18 protein-coding genes and 1 pseudogene are annotated in these 20,418 nt (G+C 63.6%); 6 read left to right on the top strand and 13 right to left on the bottom strand.

Translation table 11 applies throughout. The features are described 5' to 3' along the window. Positions 1–50 precede the first annotated feature (50 nt). From LJ655_RS00670 to LJ655_RS00690, 5 genes are all read right to left on the bottom strand, one after another. The gene (locus tag LJ655_RS00670) at positions 51–635 is read right to left on the bottom strand and encodes a LutC/YkgG family protein (RefSeq protein WP_230559336.1); all 585 of its coding nucleotides are present in this window, start codon (positions 633–635) and stop codon (positions 51–53) included. Then, a complete protein-coding gene (locus tag LJ655_RS00675) occupies positions 622–2,025 on the bottom strand; it encodes a lactate utilization protein B (protein WP_230559337.1) in 1,404 nt (467 codons plus the stop codon). The genes LJ655_RS00670 and LJ655_RS00675 overlap by 14 nt, the downstream gene beginning before the upstream one ends. Further along, the gene (locus LJ655_RS00680) at positions 2,022–2,765 is read right to left on the bottom strand and encodes a (Fe-S)-binding protein (protein ID WP_230559338.1); all 744 of its coding nucleotides are present in this window, start codon (positions 2,763–2,765) and stop codon (positions 2,022–2,024) included. The genes LJ655_RS00675 and LJ655_RS00680 overlap by 4 nt, the downstream gene beginning before the upstream one ends. A 146-nt stretch (positions 2,766–2,911) precedes the next feature. Next, entirely contained in the window at positions 2,912–3,658 is a 747-nt protein-coding gene (locus LJ655_RS00685; protein ID WP_230559339.1) for a FadR/GntR family transcriptional regulator, read from the bottom strand. Between the two features lie 93 nt (positions 3,659–3,751). Further along, a complete protein-coding gene (locus tag LJ655_RS00690) occupies positions 3,752–5,482 on the bottom strand; it encodes a S10 family peptidase (RefSeq protein WP_230559340.1) in 1,731 nt (576 codons plus the stop codon). A gap of 215 nt (positions 5,483–5,697) precedes the next feature. On the opposite strand from LJ655_RS00690, the gene LJ655_RS00695 reads away from it, so the two are divergent. Next, on the top strand, positions 5,698–6,687 hold the full coding sequence (locus LJ655_RS00695; RefSeq protein WP_230559341.1) for a ferritin-like domain-containing protein: 990 nt from the start codon (positions 5,698–5,700) through the stop codon (positions 6,685–6,687). Positions 6,688–6,843: 156 nt separating this feature from the next. Further along, on the top strand, positions 6,844–7,641 hold the full coding sequence (locus tag LJ655_RS00700; RefSeq protein ID WP_230559342.1) for a sulfotransferase family protein: 798 nt from the start codon (positions 6,844–6,846) through the stop codon (positions 7,639–7,641). A 29-nt stretch (positions 7,642–7,670) separates the two neighbouring features. Here the strand turns inward: LJ655_RS00700 and LJ655_RS00705 are convergent, their stop codons facing one another. After that, entirely contained in the window at positions 7,671–8,846 is a 1,176-nt protein-coding gene (locus tag LJ655_RS00705; RefSeq protein WP_230559343.1) for a pyridoxal phosphate-dependent aminotransferase, read from the bottom strand. 205 nt (positions 8,847–9,051) lie between these two features. Then, a complete protein-coding gene (locus LJ655_RS00710; protein WP_230559344.1) occupies positions 9,052–10,533 on the bottom strand; it encodes an RNA polymerase factor sigma-54 in 1,482 nt (493 codons plus the stop codon). Between the two features lie 509 nt (positions 10,534–11,042). Between LJ655_RS00710 and LJ655_RS00715 the strand changes: the two genes are divergently transcribed. After that, positions 11,043–11,381, top strand: a complete 339-nt coding sequence (locus LJ655_RS00715) for a BON domain-containing protein (RefSeq protein WP_230559345.1) — start codon at positions 11,043–11,045, stop codon at positions 11,379–11,381. 75 nt (positions 11,382–11,456) lie between these two features. Here LJ655_RS00715 and LJ655_RS00720 read toward each other — a convergent pair whose 3' ends face one another. The 4 genes and pseudogenes from LJ655_RS00720 to LJ655_RS00735 all read right to left on the bottom strand — a co-directional run bounded on the left by LJ655_RS00720 (position 11,457) and on the right by LJ655_RS00735 (position 13,481). Beyond that, positions 11,457–11,909 (bottom strand): PA2169 family four-helix-bundle protein, encoded by a 453-nt coding sequence (locus LJ655_RS00720; protein ID WP_230559346.1) that lies wholly within the window; start codon positions 11,907–11,909, stop codon positions 11,457–11,459. Between the two features lie 161 nt (positions 11,910–12,070). After that, a pseudogene (locus LJ655_RS00725) lies at positions 12,071–12,414 on the bottom strand (DUF1488 family protein). A gap of 2 nt (positions 12,415–12,416) precedes the next feature. Then, positions 12,417–12,983 (bottom strand): DUF4142 domain-containing protein, encoded by a 567-nt coding sequence (locus LJ655_RS00730; RefSeq protein ID WP_230559348.1) that lies wholly within the window; start codon positions 12,981–12,983, stop codon positions 12,417–12,419. Between the two features lie 153 nt (positions 12,984–13,136). Next, positions 13,137–13,481 carry a chemotaxis protein gene (locus LJ655_RS00735; RefSeq protein ID WP_230559349.1) on the bottom strand — a complete coding sequence of 115 codons (345 nt, stop codon included), beginning with the start codon at positions 13,479–13,481 and terminating at the stop codon, positions 13,137–13,139. 173 nt (positions 13,482–13,654) lie between these two features. Here LJ655_RS00735 and LJ655_RS00740 point away from each other — a divergent pair, with 173 nt between their 5' ends. After that, positions 13,655–14,848, top strand: a complete 1,194-nt coding sequence (locus LJ655_RS00740; RefSeq protein ID WP_230559350.1) for a DNA topoisomerase IB — start codon at positions 13,655–13,657, stop codon at positions 14,846–14,848. 231 nt (positions 14,849–15,079) lie between these two features. Beyond that, the gene (locus LJ655_RS00745) at positions 15,080–15,586 is read left to right on the top strand and encodes a PRC-barrel domain-containing protein (RefSeq protein ID WP_230559351.1); all 507 of its coding nucleotides are present in this window, start codon (positions 15,080–15,082) and stop codon (positions 15,584–15,586) included. Between the two features lie 127 nt (positions 15,587–15,713). On the opposite strand, the gene LJ655_RS00750 is transcribed toward LJ655_RS00745, so the two are convergent. Both LJ655_RS00750 and LJ655_RS00755 read right to left on the bottom strand, forming a co-directional pair. Next, positions 15,714–18,479, bottom strand: a complete 2,766-nt coding sequence (locus tag LJ655_RS00750) for a winged helix-turn-helix domain-containing protein (protein WP_230559352.1) — start codon at positions 18,477–18,479, stop codon at positions 15,714–15,716. Between the two features lie 86 nt (positions 18,480–18,565). Beyond that, positions 18,566–19,330 carry a response regulator transcription factor gene (locus LJ655_RS00755; RefSeq protein ID WP_230559353.1) on the bottom strand — a complete coding sequence of 255 codons (765 nt, stop codon included), beginning with the start codon at positions 19,328–19,330 and terminating at the stop codon, positions 18,566–18,568. A 495-nt stretch (positions 19,331–19,825) separates the two neighbouring features. Between LJ655_RS00755 and LJ655_RS00760 the strand changes: the two genes are divergently transcribed. Continuing rightward, positions 19,826–20,398 (top strand): FUSC family protein, encoded by a 573-nt coding sequence (locus LJ655_RS00760; protein WP_230559354.1) that lies wholly within the window; start codon positions 19,826–19,828, stop codon positions 20,396–20,398. Positions 20,399–20,418 lie beyond the last annotated feature (20 nt).

Below are 20,418 nucleotides of genomic sequence, written 5' to 3' on the forward strand. Positions count from 1 at the left end.
TATGTTTATACAGTGATGATAGCAAAGTCCGGCGCGGCAACCGCCGCGCATCAGTTCGCGAGCCACACGACCGTCAGCGAGCGAACCCCCTGTGCGCCGCGAATCAGGACACCCTCGATATCGGCGGTTGCCGACGGGCCGGTAACGAGCGCCGCGTACCGCGCGCTGCGGAAATCGTCGCGACGGTAGACGTCCTGCAGTCCATCGAGCAATTGCGCGGGATCGAGCAACACGACCAGATGCTGGACGATATAGCCCAACGCATTGACCACATATTCCCGCTCGCTCAACCACACCGAGCCGGTTTCGGCGACGCCGAAGCGGGCCCGCACCACACCGACGTCGACATCCTGTAGCGATGCGGGGTCGGTGTGCGCCCCGATCGCCCGCGTGCCGGGCACTTCAGTGGTCGCCGATGCGATCGATGCCGCCGCGCCAAATCGCTCGCGAATCAGGTCGCTGACCTCGCCCGCGCTCGCCGCTTCGACGCAAGTCCCGCCCATCATCTGCAACGCGGCCGTGAAACGCGCGCGCAGATCTCCGCCGGGCGCATCGAACAGCGGCACGTCCTGACGCGGCCGCGCGGCCGGTTGCGCGGCGCGCACCTTGGCGAGAAAAGCCTCACGCGTTGTCATCGCCGCCTCCGCGATTCTTTTTGTACCACGCATGAAAAGTCATCTTCGGCGCTTCCGGCAATTCGCGCTGCCGTCCCCAGATGTTCAAAGGGTTATACAAGACGAAATTCGGCAGCCGCCGCAACGCGCTGCCCATCGATGACACCGTCGCGCGATACAAGGTCGGGCTCGATAGCAAACGCCCCGCCATCTTCAGTACCTCCTGTTTCACGAACGGCACTTCGTGCTGCTCGGCAATCACCGCGCGCCATTTGTAGATCTGCTCGTGAATGTTGATCTTCACCGGACATACGTTCGTGCAACTGCCGTTGAGCGTCGATGCGAACGGCAACGCGCTATACCGTTTCAGATCGAAGGTCGGATTGATGATCGCGCCGATCGGTCCCGAATAGGTGCCGCCGTATGACAGGCCGCCGCTGCGCCGATAGACCGGACACGTATTCATGCACGCGCCGCAGCGGATACATTTGAGCGAGTACCAGAAGTCCTCCATCGCGAGCCGCTCGGCTCGGCCATGATCGACGAGGATGAAATGCATTTCGGTGCCCGGCCGCGGCGCCCGAAAATGCGAGGTGTACTGCGTGATCGGTGAGCCCAATGCGCTGCGCGACAGCATACGGACGAACACGCCGAGGTCCGACACCTTCGGTATCAGCTTCTCGATTCCGATCGAGGCGATATGCAGCGGCGGCACGTTCGCCGACAGATCCGCATTCCCCTCGTTCGTGCAGACGACAACCGTTCCGGTTTCGGCCACCGCGAAATTGCAGCCGGTCATGCCCGCCGTCTTCTCGCGCACGAAATACGGTCGCGTATTCATGCGTTGACTTTCGGCCAGGTAGTGAATGTCGCTATTGGCCGGATCGGTGCCGATGGTGCGGCCGAACAATTCGGCCACGTCCGCGCGCAGCTTGTGCACCGCCGGCACGACCATATGACTCGGGTCCTGATGATCGAGCTGCTGAATGCGCTCGCCGAGGTCCGTCTCCATCACGGTAATGCCGCGCGGTTCGAGATAGTCGCGCATGCGGCATTCGTCGGTCAGCATCGACTTGCTCTTCACGAGCGTCGTCATGCCCCGCTCGGACATCAGCCTGTGGACGATCGCGTTGTGCTCGTCCGCTGTCGCGGCCCAATGCACGACTACGCCGTTGGCCTCGGCCGTCGCCGCGAACTGCTCAAGGTAGTCGGCCAGATGCGACAGCGTATGTTCCTTGATGCCCGACGCCAGCGTGCGCAACGTTTCCCATTCGGCAATGCCGTGCGCCTGCGCATCGCGCTTCTCGCGCAGGTCCCACAGACGCTTGTCGTGAAACGCGACGTGCTCGGTCTTGCCGATGAAAGAACCCGCCGCTCTCGCGTGGTCGACGCGATGCCCGTTGCGACTCATGCGCGCGCTCCATTGAGAACCTGTGCGATATGAATGAAGCGCGCGTCGGCCTTCATGCGTTCAGCACAACCTTGCTGGTGCATCAGGCACGACATGTCGCCCGAAACGATGTACTCGGCACCCGCATTCAGATGGTCGCGCACCTTGTCCTGCCCCATGCGCACCGATACCGCTTCTTCCGTGACCGAGAACGTGCCGCCAAAACCGCAGCATTCGTCCGGCCTTGCCGGCTTCACGAACTCGATTCCCCTTACGCCTTCGAGCAGCGTGCGCGGCTTCGAAAACGGCGTGCCGGCAATTTCGGATGCCGATGCCTGCTTCAGATGACGCAGCGCGCTGCAACTGGTGTGCAGACCGACGCGATGCGGAAACTCGGCCCACGGAAATTCGCGCGCGCCGACCACGTCGTGCAAAAACTCGACCAGTTCGTAAGCGCTCGCGCGCACTTTCTTCACTTCATCGGTCTGCTCTAGCGCGCTCAAATGCTCGCGCACGTGATGGACGCAGCTCGCGGACGGTCCGACGATGTAGTCGTAGCCCGCGAAATTGCGCGCGAACAGCCTCTCGGTGGCGGCGGCGTCCGCATGCGCGCCGCTATTGGCCATCGGCTGGCCGCAGCAGGTCTGCTGCGGCGGATAGTCGACCTCGATGCCGAAACGTTCGAGCAGCTCGAGCGTCGCGATGCCGACCTCGGGATAGAACGCGTCGATAAAGCACGGGATAAACAGCGCGACTTTCATAGGCTCTTCGGGAAATCCGGGGGACGGCGGCGGTTTGACCGATTCTGGCCGTCCGGCCAGTTTGGTCATGTTGGTCTGACCAAGACTATAGAAAAGACCGCGAGCGGTGTCAATTCTGGCGGCTACCCGGTGCGCAAATCCGCCAATCAGGAAATCACGGCAGCAGACGGCTTCGCCGCATCGTCCTTGTAAATCTCGCACACGAAGGCCAGATGCCGCTCGGCGGCCTTGCGCGCTTTGGGTGCATCGCGCGCGATCACGGCGTCGTAAATCGCCTGATGCTGGCTCATCAACTGCTTTTCCATCGCGTCGTCGTAATCGATCAACCGATGATACTGGCGCATACCCTCGCGAATCAGCGTATGAATGCCGTGCATCACATGCGCCAACGCGACGTTGTGCGTGGAGTCGGCGATCGCGAGATGAAACGCGGCATCGAGTTCGGCGAGATTCGCACGGTCGCGCGACAACGATGCGGCCTTCAACGCCTCGAACGCCGCACGGATTTTCTTCAGATCGGCCGCGGTCGCGCGCTGAGCGGCGTAGACCGTCGAAATCGCTTCGAGCCCCTGGCGCAACTCCAGAATGTCGGCACTGGTACGCGGATTCTGCAGCAGCAACTCGGCAAGCGGCCTGGAGATGATCGGCGCGGTGACGTCGACCACCGTGAAGCCGCCACGGCCGGACGTTTCAATGTAACCATCCGCCTCCAGCCGGATCAGCGCCTCGCGCAGCGAGGGCCGCGACACGCCGAGCTGCGCCGCGAGATCGCGCTCGGCCGGCAGACGGTCGCCGGGCATCAGCGTGCCCGCCGAGATCAATTGCTTGATCTGGTCGGACACCACGTCGGAAATGCGCTTGCGCGCGAAGGACGGGATCGGGGTGAATGGCATAGGCAGCAAACGATGAAGCCGGTTGACGGAGTGCGCGGCTACTCCACGGTGCGTGAAATTATACCGTCGACACCGTGCGCCGATTCGGCCGTCTCAACGCGGGTGCGCCGTATAAAAGCTCACGAGATCACGCTTCATCGCATGCAGCGCGGCATCGTCGAGATAGACCATGTGGCCGGTCGGATAGTAGGCGATGCGCACGTTCTCGCGCAGCGGGCCGTCGAGGCCGAGATGCGCAAGCGCGTATTCGGTCGCATAGAACGGCGTGGCGAGATCGAAATAGCCGTTCAGCGACAGCACCCGCAACTGCGGATTCTGCCGCATCGCTTCGGCCAGATCGCCGCCCGCGTACGGCAGTTCCAGCCGCTCGCCCCACCATTCGCGATGTTTCCAGTCCCATTGCCTCAGCGCATCGTCGCTGAACACGAGGTACCGGTCCGTTGGCGTGTAGTGAAGGTCTTCCGCCAGATGCTGATGAAGCGCCGCATTGAACGCATTCGACACGCTGCTCACCGAGGCATCGAAGTCGGGGTCCTCCGATGCATCGTCGTGATTGATCCCTTCGAAGCGCGCATCGTAGCGGCCCACGCTGCGCGACTCATTGCGCAGCAACTCGTTGCGAAAACGCCCTGGATAAAGACGCAGGCGGCTGCGCTTCACGAAGCCCGCGTCGAGACCGGTGAAGTACGCCACGCGCGCGGCGATCGCGTCGCGCTGATCGTCGGGCAGCGCATCGCCTTGCGCGAGCGCCTGGGCGTAGGGTCCGCGCGCGAACGCGCGCGCGTCGTCGAGAAAGGCCGGCAGGCTCGCGGGCTTCGGCGTGACCTTGTCGTGATACCACGCGATCGCCGCGAAGCTCGGCAGATAACTTTCGCTCCTGAAATCCAGACCCGGCGAGAACGCCGCGGAATTCAGCACCGACGACAGCAGGATCACGCCGTTCAGCGCGATATCGTTCTGCCCCAAGCGGTAGGCGAGCATCGCGGCGCGCGCGGTGCCATACGATTCGCCGAGCAGGTACTTCGGCGAATTCCAGCGCTGATTCACCGTCAGATAGCGGTCGATGAATTGCGCAAAAGCGTTGACGTCCTCATCGACACCCCAGAAGTCCTTGCCCGTGCCATGGCCGACCGGCCTCGACAGGCCCGCGCCGACCGCGTCGATAAACACGAGGTCGGTGGTGTCGAGCAGGCTGTCGGGGTTGTCGTCGAGCGTGTACGGCGCGGGCGGCGTGCTCGCTGGGCTCGCGGTGCGCACCCGCTTCGGGCCGACCGAGCCCATCATCAGGAACACGCTGCCGGCGCCGGGCCCGCCATTGAACAGAAACGTGATGGGCCGCGTCGCCGGCGTTCTGGTGGGCACCGTGTACGCGACATAGAACACGCTCGCGTTGGCCGCGCCATTCCTGTCGTGCAGCAGCAGATTGCCAGCGCTTGCCGTGTAGTCGAGCTTGCGGCCGTTCATGCGAAGCGCATGGGTGGTGACGCTCGCGGTCTCAGGCGGCACCGGGATGGCGGGCAGCGGCGCTTTGTCGTTGCGAGGCTTGCCCGCCGCATCGGTTGAGTCGGGCGCATTCCATTCAGCCTGCGTGTCGCCGCGCGAGGCGGCCCGCCTCGCGGGCGCGACGGGCGTGGATGCGACGGCGTCCGGACTCTCGGTCGTCTCCGTGCTTTGCGCGGCGCTCGACGCACCGATCTGCCCGGCCGCCATGCAGCGTTCACCGAACGGCGTCACACTGGCGACGCAAAGCGTGGCCGTCAGCGCGGCGGCCGGCAATCGCGCTGTCAGCGAGCGGCGCAACGAAGCAGAGAAGCGAAGGATCATGAAGTTGTCTGTCACGAGTCGAAACGCGCTGGAATCCCGCTGACCGGATTCGGGAGCGAACCCGGCGCTCGATTCTTGACGCAAGTTTGCGCGCCGTCAACCGTCGGCGTCACCGCACTGCCAACATTACAAACCGCTTGTTTCGCGACGTGGCGCACTCGTGCACAGTCATGGCAGAATCGTCAGCGCCTTCGTCGCCTAGTCGAGAATACCCAATGGACCAACTGGTACTGGATGCATTCGACGCTGCCTCGCTGATCCCCGGCTTCCGTGCGCCGCAACTGCCGCACGAACTGCCGGACCGCGCGACCCTGGACGCCGCCGACCACGCCATGCGGCATTGGACGAGCAAGGTCAGCGGCCCGCTGCCCCCCGGCTCGGACGTGCACCGGCGCGAGATGTGCCGCATGTTTCAGGAAACCTTCAATCCGTATCGCCCGTCCGTGCTCGCCTGGCCGCAGCTCGAAGCCGCGACGCTCAAGCGCATCGTCGAGCTGCCGATCTGGGACATCGCCGTGCAAACCGAAGGCAGGGCACGCCTGCGCATGGCCGCCTACGCGGCGACGCTCGACGAGCCGGACCTGCGCGACGCGCTCGCGCTGAACGCGTGGGAAGAAAATCGCCATAAGGAAGTATTGTCGCGGATGGTGCACGCGTATGGCATCGCGCTCGCGAGCGAGCCGCCCTATGTCTACCCGAAAGACACGGAACGCGCTTACCTCGTGACGGGCTATAGCGAATGTATCGACAGTTTCTTCGCCTTCGGCCTGTTCGAAGTCGCGCGGCGCTCGGGCCTCTTTCCGCCGGAACTCACCGAGACGTTCGAGCCGGTGATGCAGGAAGAGTGCCGCCATATCCTGCTGTTCGCGAACTGGGTCGCGTGGCATCGCGCGCAGCTTTCATGGTGGCAGCGCATCCGCTTCGAGATCAAGGTAGCGGGCGTGTGGGCGTTTCTCGTTTGGGAGCGCATCGGGCTCGCGCGTGCCATGGATGCCGAAGGCAACGTTCACGAGCACGACAACAACTTCACGGTCAACGGCGCGCAGTCGGTTACGGATGTCGATATCAGCGTGCCGGAATTGATGCAACTGTGCCTTCAGGAAAATGAACGGCGTTTCGCTGGGTATGACCCGCGCTTGCTGCGACCCGAAACGATCCCGTGGCTCGTGCGGTTCGGGTTGAAGTTCGTGCGCAAGAAGAAGTAAGCCGCGCCGTTGTTTCGAGAATTGCGAATCACAGATCGACGGTAGAAGTGACACTCCATGAAAGCGGCTGGCGCGGCAGTCATGTCCGCGTCAGGTTCACGCCATGTCGCTTGCGTAAGCTCGGAATCCGGGCGAATCAACGTCAAGGAGCGCGCAATGGAGTCCTTCCCGCTGTTCATCATTGGCTCACCGAGGTCCGGGACGACCTTTCTTTGTTCCGTGCTGAACGCGCATCCTCTGATACAGCTAACCAACGAGTGCCGCGTCTTTGCGTTGCTGAAGGACTTTCTGGAAGTCGGCTGCCATCGCCCCGATCTGCTCGGCGAAACCTTCCGTGAACGCCTGTGCGCATTCGGCCGCCGTACGCTGGGTGAGTGGGTGGAAGGCTTCTATCGGGAAGAGCTGAAGATCGGCGCGCCGATCTGGGGCGACAAGCATCCATCGTATGCCGACCCCACTGTGCTGTCGGGCCGAACGGGTTCGATCGAACGACTGCCGCGCTCGGGCTCGTGTCTGCACCTGATACGCGAATTGCTGCCTCAGGCGCGCTTCATTCATATTCATCGCGATCCTCGTCACGTGGCCAATTCGCTCATGCACAAGCATTGGACCGGATCGATCGAAGACGGCATCCGGGTGTGGGGGCAGTATGTCGGCGAGATCAACGCATTCTTCGAAGAGATACCGGCGGCTCAGGCACTCACCGTTTCGTACCGGCAGGTCATCGAGGAACCGCAGGCGACGGCGGCCGGCCTCGGGCAGTTTCTCGGCCTCGCGGATGCATCGCCGATCAGCGACTTCCTGATCTCACAACGCCATTCACCGACGCCGTTCAGCGATCCGGTGACCGATATCGGCGACCTGTACCTGATTCCCGATACGCCCGCGAGCGACGACACACTCCTCGCTCTCGCGGGAACGCAGGCGCGACTGCTTGGCTATGCAGCGGCGTGATTGCGCCCGCCATTCCTCACGCCTCCCTCTCAATCTTTGATCCCCTCCACAAATACCGCGATCCTCTCGCACGCCTCGATCAAGCGCTCCTCGCCCACCACCAGCCCCAACCTCACGAACCCCTGGGCCGTCTCCCCGAACGCACTGGCGTCGAGCACGGCCACGCCCTGCGCGCGAAATAGCTGCCAGGTGAACTCGGTCGTATCGAGCCCGGTCCCGCTGACGTCGACCATGATGAACATACCCGCTTCGGGCAACAGGCACCGCAAGCCCGGCACGCGATGCAAGCGCTCGAACACGACATCGCGCCGGCGCCGGTAGATCTCGCGGATATCGGCGACGATCTCCGCCCTGTTCTGCAAAGCCGTCAACGCGGCCTGCTGGATGAAGCCCGGCAGGCCGTACAGCATCGCGAGCGCGAGCCGCGTCATGTGCTCGATCAGCGCCGCCGGACCGATCGCCCAGCCGACGCGCCACCCCGCCATCGCGTGCGACTTCGACAGACTGCCGAGCGTGACGGTGCGCCCGGCCATGCCGGGCAGCGACGCAATGCTCACATGTTCGCGCTCGAACGTGAGCTCCGCATACACCTCGTCGGACAGCACCCACAGGTCATGCTCGCAGGCGAGCCGCGCGATGCGTTCGAGATCGGCGCGCTGCATGACGACGCCGGTCGGATTGCACGGCGTCGCGAAGAAGATCGCTTTCGTGCGCGGCGTGATCGCCGCTTCGAGCGCGTCGCAGTCGACGTGAAACGCGCGCGCCGGATCGACCGGCACCGCGACGAGCGTCGCGCCCGCCGCGCGCACGCAGGCCTCGTAAGTCAGATACATCGGCTCGGGAACGATCACTTCGTCGCCCGCTTCGAGCAGGCACAGCGACACTGCAAACACGCCGTTCTGCGCGCCGGCGGTCAGCACCACGTTGGCGACGCTCACTTCGCAGCCGGTCGTACGCGCGTGCCCGGCGGCGATCGCCGCGCGCAGAGGCTCGCGGCCGGCCATCGCCGTGTAGTGCGTATCGCCGGCGCGCAATGCGTCGATGGCGCATTCGACGATCGGCGCGGGTGTCGCGAACTCCGGATCGCCGACGCTCAGCACGATCACGTCTTCCCCCCGGGCCGCCGCCTGCTGCGCGACACGATGAATCTCCCACGCCGACGTACGCCGCCCTTGCAGACGCTCGACCAGGTTCGAATATTTCATTGCGCTCACCGTTGTTGTGCCGATCCGGTTTTGATCCTTTCCGGCCTCGGCTTGCATTCGACCCGCCAATGTAATCGCACGCCGGGGAAACGTCCAGATACGCAAAAGGGTCATGCGAGCGGACAACCTCGCATGACCCAGTGCGCAATGTGCTGCTGGTTGCGTGGCGGCCTGATCGTCGACCGCCACGAAAACTTCGACGGGTTTAAAACTGTCGGCGCAGCTCAGCCGGCGGCACCTTCATCAGATGCCGGTATTTCGCCACCGTGCGCCGCGCGACCAGCACCCCCTGATCCGCGAGCATCTTCGCGAGCGTCACGTCCGACAGCGGATCGCGCGTGTTCTCCGCGGCGATCATCTCCTTGAGCAGCGCCCGCACCGCGGCGGCGGAGCAGGTGCCGCCGCTTTCCGTGCCGAGTTCGCGCGGGAAGAAGTGCTTGAACTCGAAGATGCCGCGCGGCGTCGCCATGTATTTGTTGCCCGTGGCGCGCGAAATCGTCGATTCATGCAGGCCGAGCTCGTCGGCCACGTCGCGCAGCACCATCGGCTTGAGCGCAATCTCGCCGTACTGGAAGAAGGCCTTCTGATGCGCGACGATGCATTCGGCGACGCGTTGAATCGTATCGAAACGCTGTTGCGCGTTGCGAATCAGCCAGCGCGCTTCCTGCAACTGCTGCGCGAGCGGCGAATGGCTCGCGCCGGCCGACTCCGCGAAGAGCTGAGCATACATGCGATGGATGCGCGCCCTCGGCTGCACCGCCGGATTGATCGACACGACCCACTTGTTGCGCACCTGACGCACGATCACGTCCGGCACCACGTAGTTATCCTCGGCGCGCCCGTAGCAATTGCCCGGCTTCGGATCGAGCTTGCGCACCAGCGCGCAGGCCACGCGCAATTCCTCCGCGCTGCAGCCGAGCTGCTTTTGCAACTCGGCCTGCTCGCGGCGCGCGAGACGTTCCAGATGATGCGCGGCGAGTTGCCGCGCGACTTCGCGCCCGGGCGTATCGGCGGGAAGCGCATCGATCTGCAGGACCAGGCATTCTGACAGCGAGCGAGCGCCAAGCCCCGGACGATCGAGCGACTGCACGAGCCGCAACGCCACCAGCAGTTCCTCTTCGGTCAACGCGGGTTCGATATCGACGCTCGCGGCCAGGTCGGCAAGCGATTGACGCAGATAGCCGTCTTCGTCGAGCGCCTCGATGATGAAGCGGGCGACCGCGCGATCGTGGTCGTCGAGGCGATAGAGGCGCAGCGCGTCGTGCAGCTGCTCGCGCAGCGTGGGTTGCGAACGGGCCCATTCGGCCGGGTCGCTGCCGTCCCCGTCGCCGTTCTGGCGGGTCGAATTGCGCGAACCGTAGTCGCCGGAGAAGTCCGCCGGCACGTCGTCCTGGGCCGGACTTTCGAGGGAATTGCCCGCGGCGCTCTCCGCCGGCACTCCGTCCGGTTCGGCCGGGGCCAGCGAATTTGCGGCGGGCAGCGCGCTGGCTTCTTCGCCCGAATCCGGATCGGCGAGCGCGACGTCCTCGGTCTCCGAAGAGTCGTATTCGAGGAACGGATTGGTATCGAGTGCCGTGCGCAATTCCTGCTGGAAATCGAGCGCCGACAATTGCAGGAGGCGCACCGACTGCTGAAGACGAGGCGTCAGTGCAAGCGACTGCCTCGCGCGTAGTTCAATTGAAGGCATTGAAGTCGATTCCGTTCGTTGGTAGCCGAAGAATGAATCAGCCGGTTTGCCCACAGCCTTGCAAGCTCCGTACCAGCGCGCGCAAAGCGCTGTATCGATTACGGTTTGCTTCTTCAAGCGCACGGAATGCATGGGCCGCGCGCGCCGGTTTTTACAAATGGCAGGCAAATTCCGGTCCTCTTTTTCATACGTCGAGCCGCCTCGCCAGATACCGCGCCGCGGCCCGATTCGTCAGTCGAAAAACCCTCTTCGCGCGGGCTTGCGCGCAAGGCGCCGAGCGGCCCGAACCGGGCAGGCACGATCGTTGCGGGCCAATGGTGTGTGGACGGGCGCCGTCTTTCGCAAACATGCCGATCGGGCGTCGATGCGAACACCGCGTCCGGTGTCGGAAAACGGGCCCCGACGGTACCGTAGCGGCGACGCCCCCACGTGTGTCATCAGCGGCTTCGGCCGCGATCGGCCACCGGCAACAAGACCGCCATTTTCAACAACACCTGAAGGAAAGAACCATGAAGACGATCCAGCTTCTGAAGACCGCAGGCAGCATCGCCGCTGTCGCATTCGCGCTGAACGCGACCGCCCAGACGACCGCTCCGGCCCCGGCCACATCGTCGGAAAGCGTCGGCCAGCATATCGACGATGGCACCATCACGACCAAGGTCAAGGCAGACCTGCTTGCCGCGAAGAACGTCAAATCGACGCATATCCACGTCAAGACCCGCAAGGGCGTCGTGTGGCTCACGGGTTCGGTGCCTTCGGCTGAAGACAAGACCGCTGCGGAAGATGTCGTGCAAAACGTGAAGGGCGTGGAAAGCGTGAAGAACCATCTCAAGATCGTGGCCGACTGATCCCACTGGAGTGAGCGGAAAATGAAAGAGCCGGCATTTGAACTGCCGGCTCTTTCCATTCGGCTGGCGCTTCGATCAATGCTTCATCGCCGCATACCGATCGCGCAGATCGCGCACCCGATCATGCGTCTGTAGCACCGCCTGGTACTGCCGCTCGACGATCACGCGCACGTCGGGCGGCAAATCCTTTTCGAGTGCATCGTGATAGCGCCTTTTCGCGACGTCCTCGCCCTTTTCGCACTCGGCGAGAATCGCATGGTCGCTGCGATCGCCCACCGCCGATTTCACGTCGACCCAGCCGCGATGCAGCGCACCGCTCATGCTGCCGCCGGATTCGGGCTTGCCGCCCAATGTCTGAACGGCATCCTGCAACTCACGCGCGCCGCGCGAGCAGTCTTCGGCAGTCGAGCGAAACAGCGTCTTCAACTCTTCGTCGTGCGCATCCTGGGCTGCCTTCATGAATCCCTTTTCGCCATCCTTCGACGTTTCGACCAGAACGTTCAACACGGAAACAACGTTGGTAGCCATTTGATACCTCCAGGGGTTTCGTTGATTGCGAACTTCGCCGCGCGAGGTCTTTTGTCACCCCGCGATGAATCGCTCTCAGGCGCGGCTGGGTGCAGGGGCGAGCGCGCATCACGCGTGCCCGGCATATTGGGCATGTCCGCTCGGACCGGCACGCGCAAGCGCTACGCTACGCCGCCACGGTCCGGTGCCATGCCTTCCACTCTGAACAGTCCGCTATGTAGCACGACACCTTCTCCGCGGTTATGCTCGAGTGCTTCCGCGCAAACCGAGCGGATGCGCTCGCGGCCCTTGTCGAACGCGGCCAGCAACGCCGATTCCAGTGCGGATTCGGCGCCAAAATGATCTTCGAGCGCCTCGGCTGTAATCGCGCAAGTCACCGGCTCGCCATCCACGCGCGCGAGAAAGCGCACCGTCAGATTCGCGCCGTCGAAGGCCGGTTCGTCGTCGGGGAAGTGAATCTGCATCAGAGAGTCCTCCTACGCAGGCGTGGCAGGATCGCGTTCATGACTAGCCCTTCATCGTGCCGGCGAGTTGCTGCGCCATCTCGAGATGATGCTTGATGATCGGCAGCGCATTCGCAGCCGCCGCCTTCAGTTGCGCGTCGGTCCCGCTCTCGCTTTCCTGCTGGAACAGATCCACCGCGCGCTGATGCGCCTCCACGCCCACCTGCTCGACGTAGGCCTGGTCGAACTCGGTACCCTTCAACGTCTGCAGCTTGCCAACCAGTGCGGAATCCGCCGATGGGGTCGGCTTGAAGCCCTTCTTCGCGACCAGTTCCGCCATTGCGTGCGAGAGTTTCGTGTGGTCGGTGATCATCTGTTGCGCAAACTTCCTGACGTGCGGATCGTTCGAATTTTTCAGCGCGATCCTGCTGGCGGCAATTTCGGTGGAGTCCGACTTCGAGGCTTCCAGGACGAACTGCTGGTCGGCTGGCGACAGCGTCGTGCCGCCGGCCGGCGCGGCGCTCGCGGGCGCATCGCTCGCCTGCGCCCAGGCCGCGTCGATCGATGCCGCGCTCATGCCGAGCACGGCCAGCGCGCCAGTCATCACTTGTAGGGAATACCGGATCTTCATGCATTTCCTCCCTGTCGATGCATGTGAATAAGCGCAGCGCCTTGGTAAAGCGTGGGCGCGCAAAACACATGCCTGGTTAGAGCACCGTGTTCCGGTGAGTGCGTAGCGTTCTCGCTGCCTACATGAGCGGTTTCGCGAGCAAAAATGCCCTGTTCAGAGATCTGTTTCGTCATCGTCGGAACGCTCCTCGCCCGGCGGCACTTGCGGATCGACGAGGTGGTCCGTGCCGATGTCGCGGTCTGCTTGCAACGTCGAATCGCCATCGGCCGAAGCGCGTTCGCCTGTGCCTGAGCGATCGGTATCGCTGCCGAGTTCGGCGTCGCCCGTGCCGAGCGCGTGATTGTCGAGCTCCGTATCGACGTCGAAATCATGGCGCTTCGCGCCCGCGACGTCGCTGCCGCTATCGGACGAATCGCTCGGGCCGAGCGAACCGGTCGTGCCAGACGTCTGCTTGACGGTCTGCTGCGGCTCTTCGTCAGGATCGAGTGTGCTGCTCATGAAAGCTCTCCTTGCGGTTGATCACACCGTTTTTTTCCGCAAGGCGCGTTCCGCGCCCTGACGTTGTTGCGCTTGCCAATGGCATCCCCCTTGCTTGTCGCCGAGCACAACACGCACGCCGCCCGCAACGGGCGAGCCGATCCGAACCACGCTTGATAGTTCCGTTTGCGACGATGGCTACTGCGACTCCTTCCCCGCCCGCATCAAGCGACGCGACGGCCGCGAACGGCCATGCCGCAGCGCAGCCGCTCCCGCCAGGTCTGCGCCACACCGACGACACCCGGCCCGGTTTCACGCGCCAGCGCGACGGCAACGGCTTCGCCTATTTCGACGTGAACGGCGAGCGCATCGCCGACGAGGCCGTGATTCAACGTATCAACTCGCTCGCCATTCCCCCCGCCTATGAGGACGTGTGGATCTGCCCCGACCCGCGCGGTCATCTGCAGGCGACCGGCCGAGACGCGCGCGGCCGCAAGCAGTACCGTTATCATCCGCGCTGGCGTGAAACGCGCGATGCCGTCAAATACGAACGGATGGCCGAGTTCGGCCGCGCCCTGCCGAAAATCCGCGCCCGCGTCGCGCGCGATCTGAAGCTGCCGGGTATGCCTCTCGACAAGGTGGTCGCGGCGATCGTGCAATTGCTCGACACGACGTTGATCCGCATCGGCAGCGTCGAATACGCGCGCGAAAATCAGTCGTACGGACTAACGACGCTGCGCAAGAAGCACGTGAAGATCGAAGCGTCTCAATTGCGCTTCCGGTTTCGCGGCAAGAGCGGCATCGAGCACGACGTAAGCGTCGACGATCCGAACGTCCGGCACATCGTGCGGCGTTGCGCGGAGCTGCCGGGTCACGAGCTGTTCCAGTATCTCGACGAAGACGGCACGCATCACCCCGTCGGCTCGACCGATATCAACGACTACCTGAGGCGCGTAAGTGGTGCGGACTTCACCGCGAAGGACTACCGTACCTGGGCCGGCAGCGTGTACGCGCTTGCTGCGCTGCGTCGATCGATGTTTGGCAGCGCGGGCGAAGCGCACCGTCATCTCGTCGCGACCGTGAAAGAGGTCGCGACGCTGCTGCGCAATACGCCGGCCGTATGCCGGCGCTGCTATATTCATCCGGCGATCATCAGCGCGTTCGAAGCCGACGAATTGGGCAGCCTCGCGCCGGGGCAGTCACGCCGCGGACTCAGGATCGATGAACTGGCCTTCACGGTCCTGCTCTCTCGTGCGGAAAAACGCGCGGCGAAACTCGAGCGCGCGTCCCCGGCGAAAGGCCGCAAGGCGCGCCAGTCGCCGGTCGACGACAGCATCGACGCTTCGCTGACGAGTCTGCTGAAAAAATCGCGTGCGGTGCGCAAGTGAACCGTCGCTGCGAAAAACCATAGCGTGGCGACGCGGCCGTCACGAGCCGGACATCCATCGCGCTCGCCGTCGGCACGGACGCAATAATTTCAAACCTGCTCGCATCCTTTACGCGGACGGTGCATCGTCGCGCGAATCGGACGCGTGTCACCGAGTGCTGGCCTCGCGCGAGTCGATGGAACGGCCGTTGCTCAATGCCCCGGTACATTCCCCGTTCAAAGGAGACCCATCATGGTCATTCAGACTCAGACTCAAGGTGCGAACATCGTCGGCAAGGGCGCGGCGACCGCGGAAGGGCCGGGCCCCGATGTGATGGCCGCGGCGACGCTCGACGGCGACAAGGTCATCAGCAGCGACGGCGAGCATATCGGCAAGATCAAGGACATCATGCTCGACGTGCGTTCGGGCCGCGTCGCGTACGCAGTGCTGTCGAGCGGCGGCTTTCTCGGCATCGGCGACAAGCTGCTTGCGATTCCGTGGAGTGCCTTGACGCTCGATACACAGGAGAAATGCTTCGTGCTGAACATGACGGCCGAGCGCGTAAAGAACGCACCGGGATTTGATAAAGATCACTGGCCATCGATGGCGGATCAGACGTGGGCCACCACTATCCACCAGTACTACGGCAGCGAACCGTACTGGGGCGGCGACGTTTATAGGGGCCGCGGCGACCTCGATGTCACGGATATTCCTCCGGGATCGTCGGATGCCCCCGAGGCCGGCGGCGTGAAGCTCTGATCCGCGGGGCGCCCTTATCGGTGCGCGGGCGCCCCTACATCGCACCTCCTCAGCGCTGGCGCGAAGCGTTTGGACGCGAGCCGCGGCGAGGGTCTGGGGCGCCGTCGCAATCATGCGACGCGGCGCTTCAGTCTCCGCCAGGCTGAATGCCAAAGGCACTCTGCACGGCTTCGAATCGCGAATTGACGTTCAATTTTTCGAACACGTTCTTCATGTGCCATTTCACTGTCTCGGGCGCCAGTTTCAATGATCGGCCAATTTCCTTGTTCGACATCCCGCGAGCGACGTAGCCAAGTATCTGGAGCTCCCTCGCGCTCAGTGTGCCCGGCGCCATCTTCGAATCGGCATAGTTCGGCAATGGAGATGACATCTTGTTGACCTCGTCGAAAGCCGACAGCAACGTGTCGATATACGCGGCGTGCCGCGTCGAGATTTCCGATGGCATGCGGCGACAGTGTTCCAGCAACGCACGCATCGGCGCCCCTTCGTCCACGAAGCTATTGATCAAGCCCATCGCGCACCCGATCCGCAGCGCGTTTTCCAGCGCCCGGAGGGCCTTCTGCGAGGCACCGTTCTGCTCGTGCGCAAGCGCAAGCAACAACGAAACGACGGCCTCGGCATAGCGCCAGCCAAGCGCCACCAGGTCGTCGAGCGAGCGCGACAGAAAGCCAACGGCGTCATCCGCGGCATGTTCGGCGAGCAGAACGCGGGCTTGCAGCACACAGTAGCTCGCCCACGTTTCCATCGCCGAGCCCCGTCGCCCTTCGCACATCATCGGTACGCTCGCGCTCAGTTCGTCGGCGATCTGTCTCGCTTCGACCACGTTGCCGTCGGCAATAAGCTGTCTGACGGCCTCCGCGTCGCACGCGAGCTTCAGACGCAACCATCGACGTTTGATCCCGACTTGCCGACCATCTTCGAGAACGGCCAGCGCGGGCCCCTTTTTACCATCGCGCCACAGTACGCGCGACGCCGTAAGCAGGTAGCGCATCAATGCAGCGAGTGGCGACGTCTCCAACGCAATGGTCATGCGCCCCTCGATCAACTTGCGCGCTTTGGGTAACTCGTTGCATTCATAGCAAATCGATGCAAGGCAACCGGCCACCGCGGCCGTGCTCGCCGACCATTCCCCCAGCTTCTCCTCGGAGTACCGCATCGCCACTTCCATCACCCTTTTCGCATCAGGAAGTTCGCCGTGGATCAGCGCAGCTATGCCATACACCGCGTCGCGCAGCATATCCGCGCTGCTCGGCTTCCGGCTGATTCCCACCTGATCGACCCGCGCTCTCCACACGCGGGATATGTAGCTGAACTGCCCTCGATACATCAAGCCGAAGATTTCCGCGCTTTGCCCGTAATACCGTACCCATGGCTGCGCAGGCGCCTTCGACGCTTCAACGGCACGCCCCAGTTCGAGCGCATGTTCGCTGTCGTCACTCACGCAGGCGATCACCGCGCGGACCGCGTTGATTTCCGTCCGCGCGGCCTCGTCGGCCAGCGACTGATCATCGCGGGCCCTTCGCTCGAATTCGTCGGCGATCGCACTGATCTCCTTCGACGCGCGCGCGGTTTCAAGCGACATCGCGAGACTCCAGGCTTTCGCCAGGCGCAAACGTAATCGACCGGCGATCACATCCTGTGGAAGCTTGCCAATCCAGCCCGGCAGCATGAACGGGTCGCCGCGCTGAAGCATCTCCATCGCGCAGTTTTCGGCCCACTGCGCCGCCTGATCGTTATCGCCCGCGGCCAGCGCATGCCGCACGGCCTCGGGCCACAGGCGAGCCCGAGCGAACCAGAGGCTGGCCCGGCGATGCAGCAACGGAACCTGTCCGGGCGTCTGACGCACGAGACGGCGGCGCAGCGCATCGCTCAGCAATGCGTGATAGCGATACCAGTCTTGCGTTTCATCGAGCGGCCGGATGAACACGTTGTGCCGTTCGAGCCAGTCCAGTTTTTCTCCGCTCCCACCTTCACTGCCCATGACTTCGTCGCAGAGGGCCGCCGTGAGCCGCTCGAGAATCGACGTGTACAGCAGAAACGTCAGCATGTGCGGCGGCAAATGTGCAAACACCGTGTCGCTCAGATAGCGATCGATGCCGAACCGGGAACCGGCGAGATGACTGGCGAGCGCGGCGACGTCCTCGACGCGGGTCAGTCCGAGTGAGGCCAGTTGCAAACCGGCCACCCAGCCTTCGGTCGCGAGGTTCAACAATTCGACGCTGTTGCGATTGAGCGGCGCGTTGCCGGTGCGCTCGAAAAACGCCTGAGCATCGTCGAGCGAAAAACGCAGATCGTCGGCAGTCACGCGCGAGAGCTTTTCCGGCGATCGCAGCTCGCTGAGCGGCAGCGCCGGTTCGGCGCGTGCTCCGAGCAGAACGTGCAGGTTGTCGGGCGCGTAGCGCAAGAGGCGTGACACGATCGCGAGAACGGGCTTCGCACTCAGACGGTCGACGTCGTCGAGCACGAGAAATACCCCGCGGCCGTACGCGGCGATGCCATTCAGCAGCACGGAAATGACCGTTCTGACCGGCGTGTGTGCATCGTTGTCGAGAAGTTGCTGTGCCTGCCACGCGATCTCCTTCGACGCGCGAGAAAGCGCCGCCACCAGATAGGCGCCGAGTTGCTGCGGATCATCGTCCTCTTCATCGAGACTGAGCCACGCAACGGGCCGCTTCTTTCTCGCTTGCGCCTCGCTCCACGCGGCAAGCAAAGTCGTTTTGCCGAAGCCCGCGGGCGCGATCACGAGCGTCAGGTGACGCGGGTGCCGTTCATCGAGTCGCCGGAGCAATTCAGGCCTTTGCACGCATCCGGCGGGAATGCGCGGCGGCATCATTTTGGTCTGGATCAGCGAGACGATCCATTCGCGCTCGAAACTATCTGCGGGTGTGTTCATGAATGGTCCTCTCACCGGCTCTCCGTGAGAGGTATTGATGGGTCTTTGTGGATGGTTGTTCAAGATACGCTGAAGAGTCTGACGACTCAATGCGAAGCTGTGCGAGGCGCGGCGAGTGAATCTTCCGGCTCCGCATCCGCCGAAGCTAGCGCGTTTCCGCTACCGCGAGCGACCTCGTCGAGCCGGTATCCATGCGTATAGACAGTCGCCAAACGCACGCCATTCTCGGGACGCAGGACCAACTTGCGCCGCAGCCGGTAGATATGCGTGTCGATCGTGCGCGAAGTACTATCCAGTTCGCGGCCCCAGGCAAGCCTCGCCAGAAACCGTTTGGAGACAACCTGGCCGACGTTCGCGAAGAAATATGCCGCGACGGCGAATTCCTTGTCCGTGAGCGCGATCGCTTCGCGGTGCAGAAAGACGCGGCGCTGCGTGACGTCGAAGAAGTACGGACCAAAGGCGATTACGCATTCGGCCTTGATGCTGCGCTGGGCGCGACGCAGCAGTGCGCCGGCTCTGGCCATCAGTTCTTCAGTCCGCAGCGGCTTGAAGACGTAGTCATCCGCACCGGCGTCCAGCGCCTGCACGATGTCGACTTCCAGAAGCCGGCTGATCACGAACAGCACCGGTGGTTCGCGGCCCAGATGACGGCGTATCCAGTGCAGCACCTCGAAGCCGCTGACGCCCGGCGACTCCCAATCGAGCACCACGAGATCGACCTCGTTGCCCTGGAGAAAGGTGATTGCGTCCTCGCCTCGCTCGACCTTGCTGATCCGATGCCCCGACTGCCTGATCGCCCTCTCCACCGAATCCGTTTGCGCGGGATCGCTTTCCACCAGCAGGATATTCATTTATCACCTATTGCTTTCGCCCGGCCAACCGGAAATCCTGCTCCCCGACAAAGTCGGCGAAACCCGTGCGCATCCGGCCTTGCCCTCGCGCGCGCAACCACGTTGAACGGGACGAAAAAAACACCATAAAAATCGCGTACGGCACCGCGCCGGCATGCGCGGCATGCAACATCGGTCCCGTCTGATTTGTCAATTTCGGACAAAAGATAGAGCCTGTCGATTTTCAAATCCCCCCCTTTGAGGAGGGGGTATGGCGATTTTGAATGGGGGGGCGAATTCGGTAACCAGCCCCCTCTCCGCATTACGACGGAAGTGTCGGCATCACCACTGATATGCGCCCCCCACCACGCAGCCGTGGCGCTCGTTCGGACGCCACGCTTGATGGAAGCGCGACAGGCCGCGTGCGCTCTTCGGCACGATCTGGATCATGGTGGAAGCGCGCAGCGGAGCCGCTAGAATAGGTCACCATCATGCCCGCCGAGCCGCTCTCACCCGATGACTCCGTCCAACGATTCACGCCCCGCCTCGCGCACGCGCGCCGCGGATGCGCTGTTCGCTTTCCTGAAATCGCTGCCGCTCGGCGACAGGCTCATCGAAGGTGGCTTCATGGCCGTCCAGGCGGTCGCGGCCGCGAGTCTCGCGTTCGGCATCGGCCGCGCGCTGCATACCGAGCAGGCGTTCTGGGCCGCGATCACCGCGATTGCGGTCAGCCAGCATAGTTATATCGACACCCGCAAGCTGTCGCGCGACCAGTTCATCGGCGCGATGGTCGGTGGCATCTGCGGGCTGATCGGCACGCTCGCGGGCGGCGGGCATTTTGCCGCCTACGCGGCGACCGTGGCGGCTGCGATCATGATCTGCTGGGTCGTCAACGTCGGCAGCGCGGCGCGCCTCGGCGGCATCACCGCGACGATCATGCTGCTCGTGCCTGGGATCGGCCCCGCCTGGGACAAGGCGTTCCTGCGGCTCGGCGAAGTGACGCTCGGTACGGTCTGCGCGCTCGTGATCGCGCGGCTGATGGCGTCGCTCGAAAGACATGCGTTCGCCAAGGGCGAGCCGCCCAAATGAAATCGCGGCGCGCGTCGAGA

The sequence above is a fragment of the Paraburkholderia translucens genome, from assembly GCF_020881035.1.
Taxonomy (GTDB): Bacteria; Pseudomonadota; Gammaproteobacteria; order Burkholderiales; family Burkholderiaceae; genus Paraburkholderia; species Paraburkholderia translucens.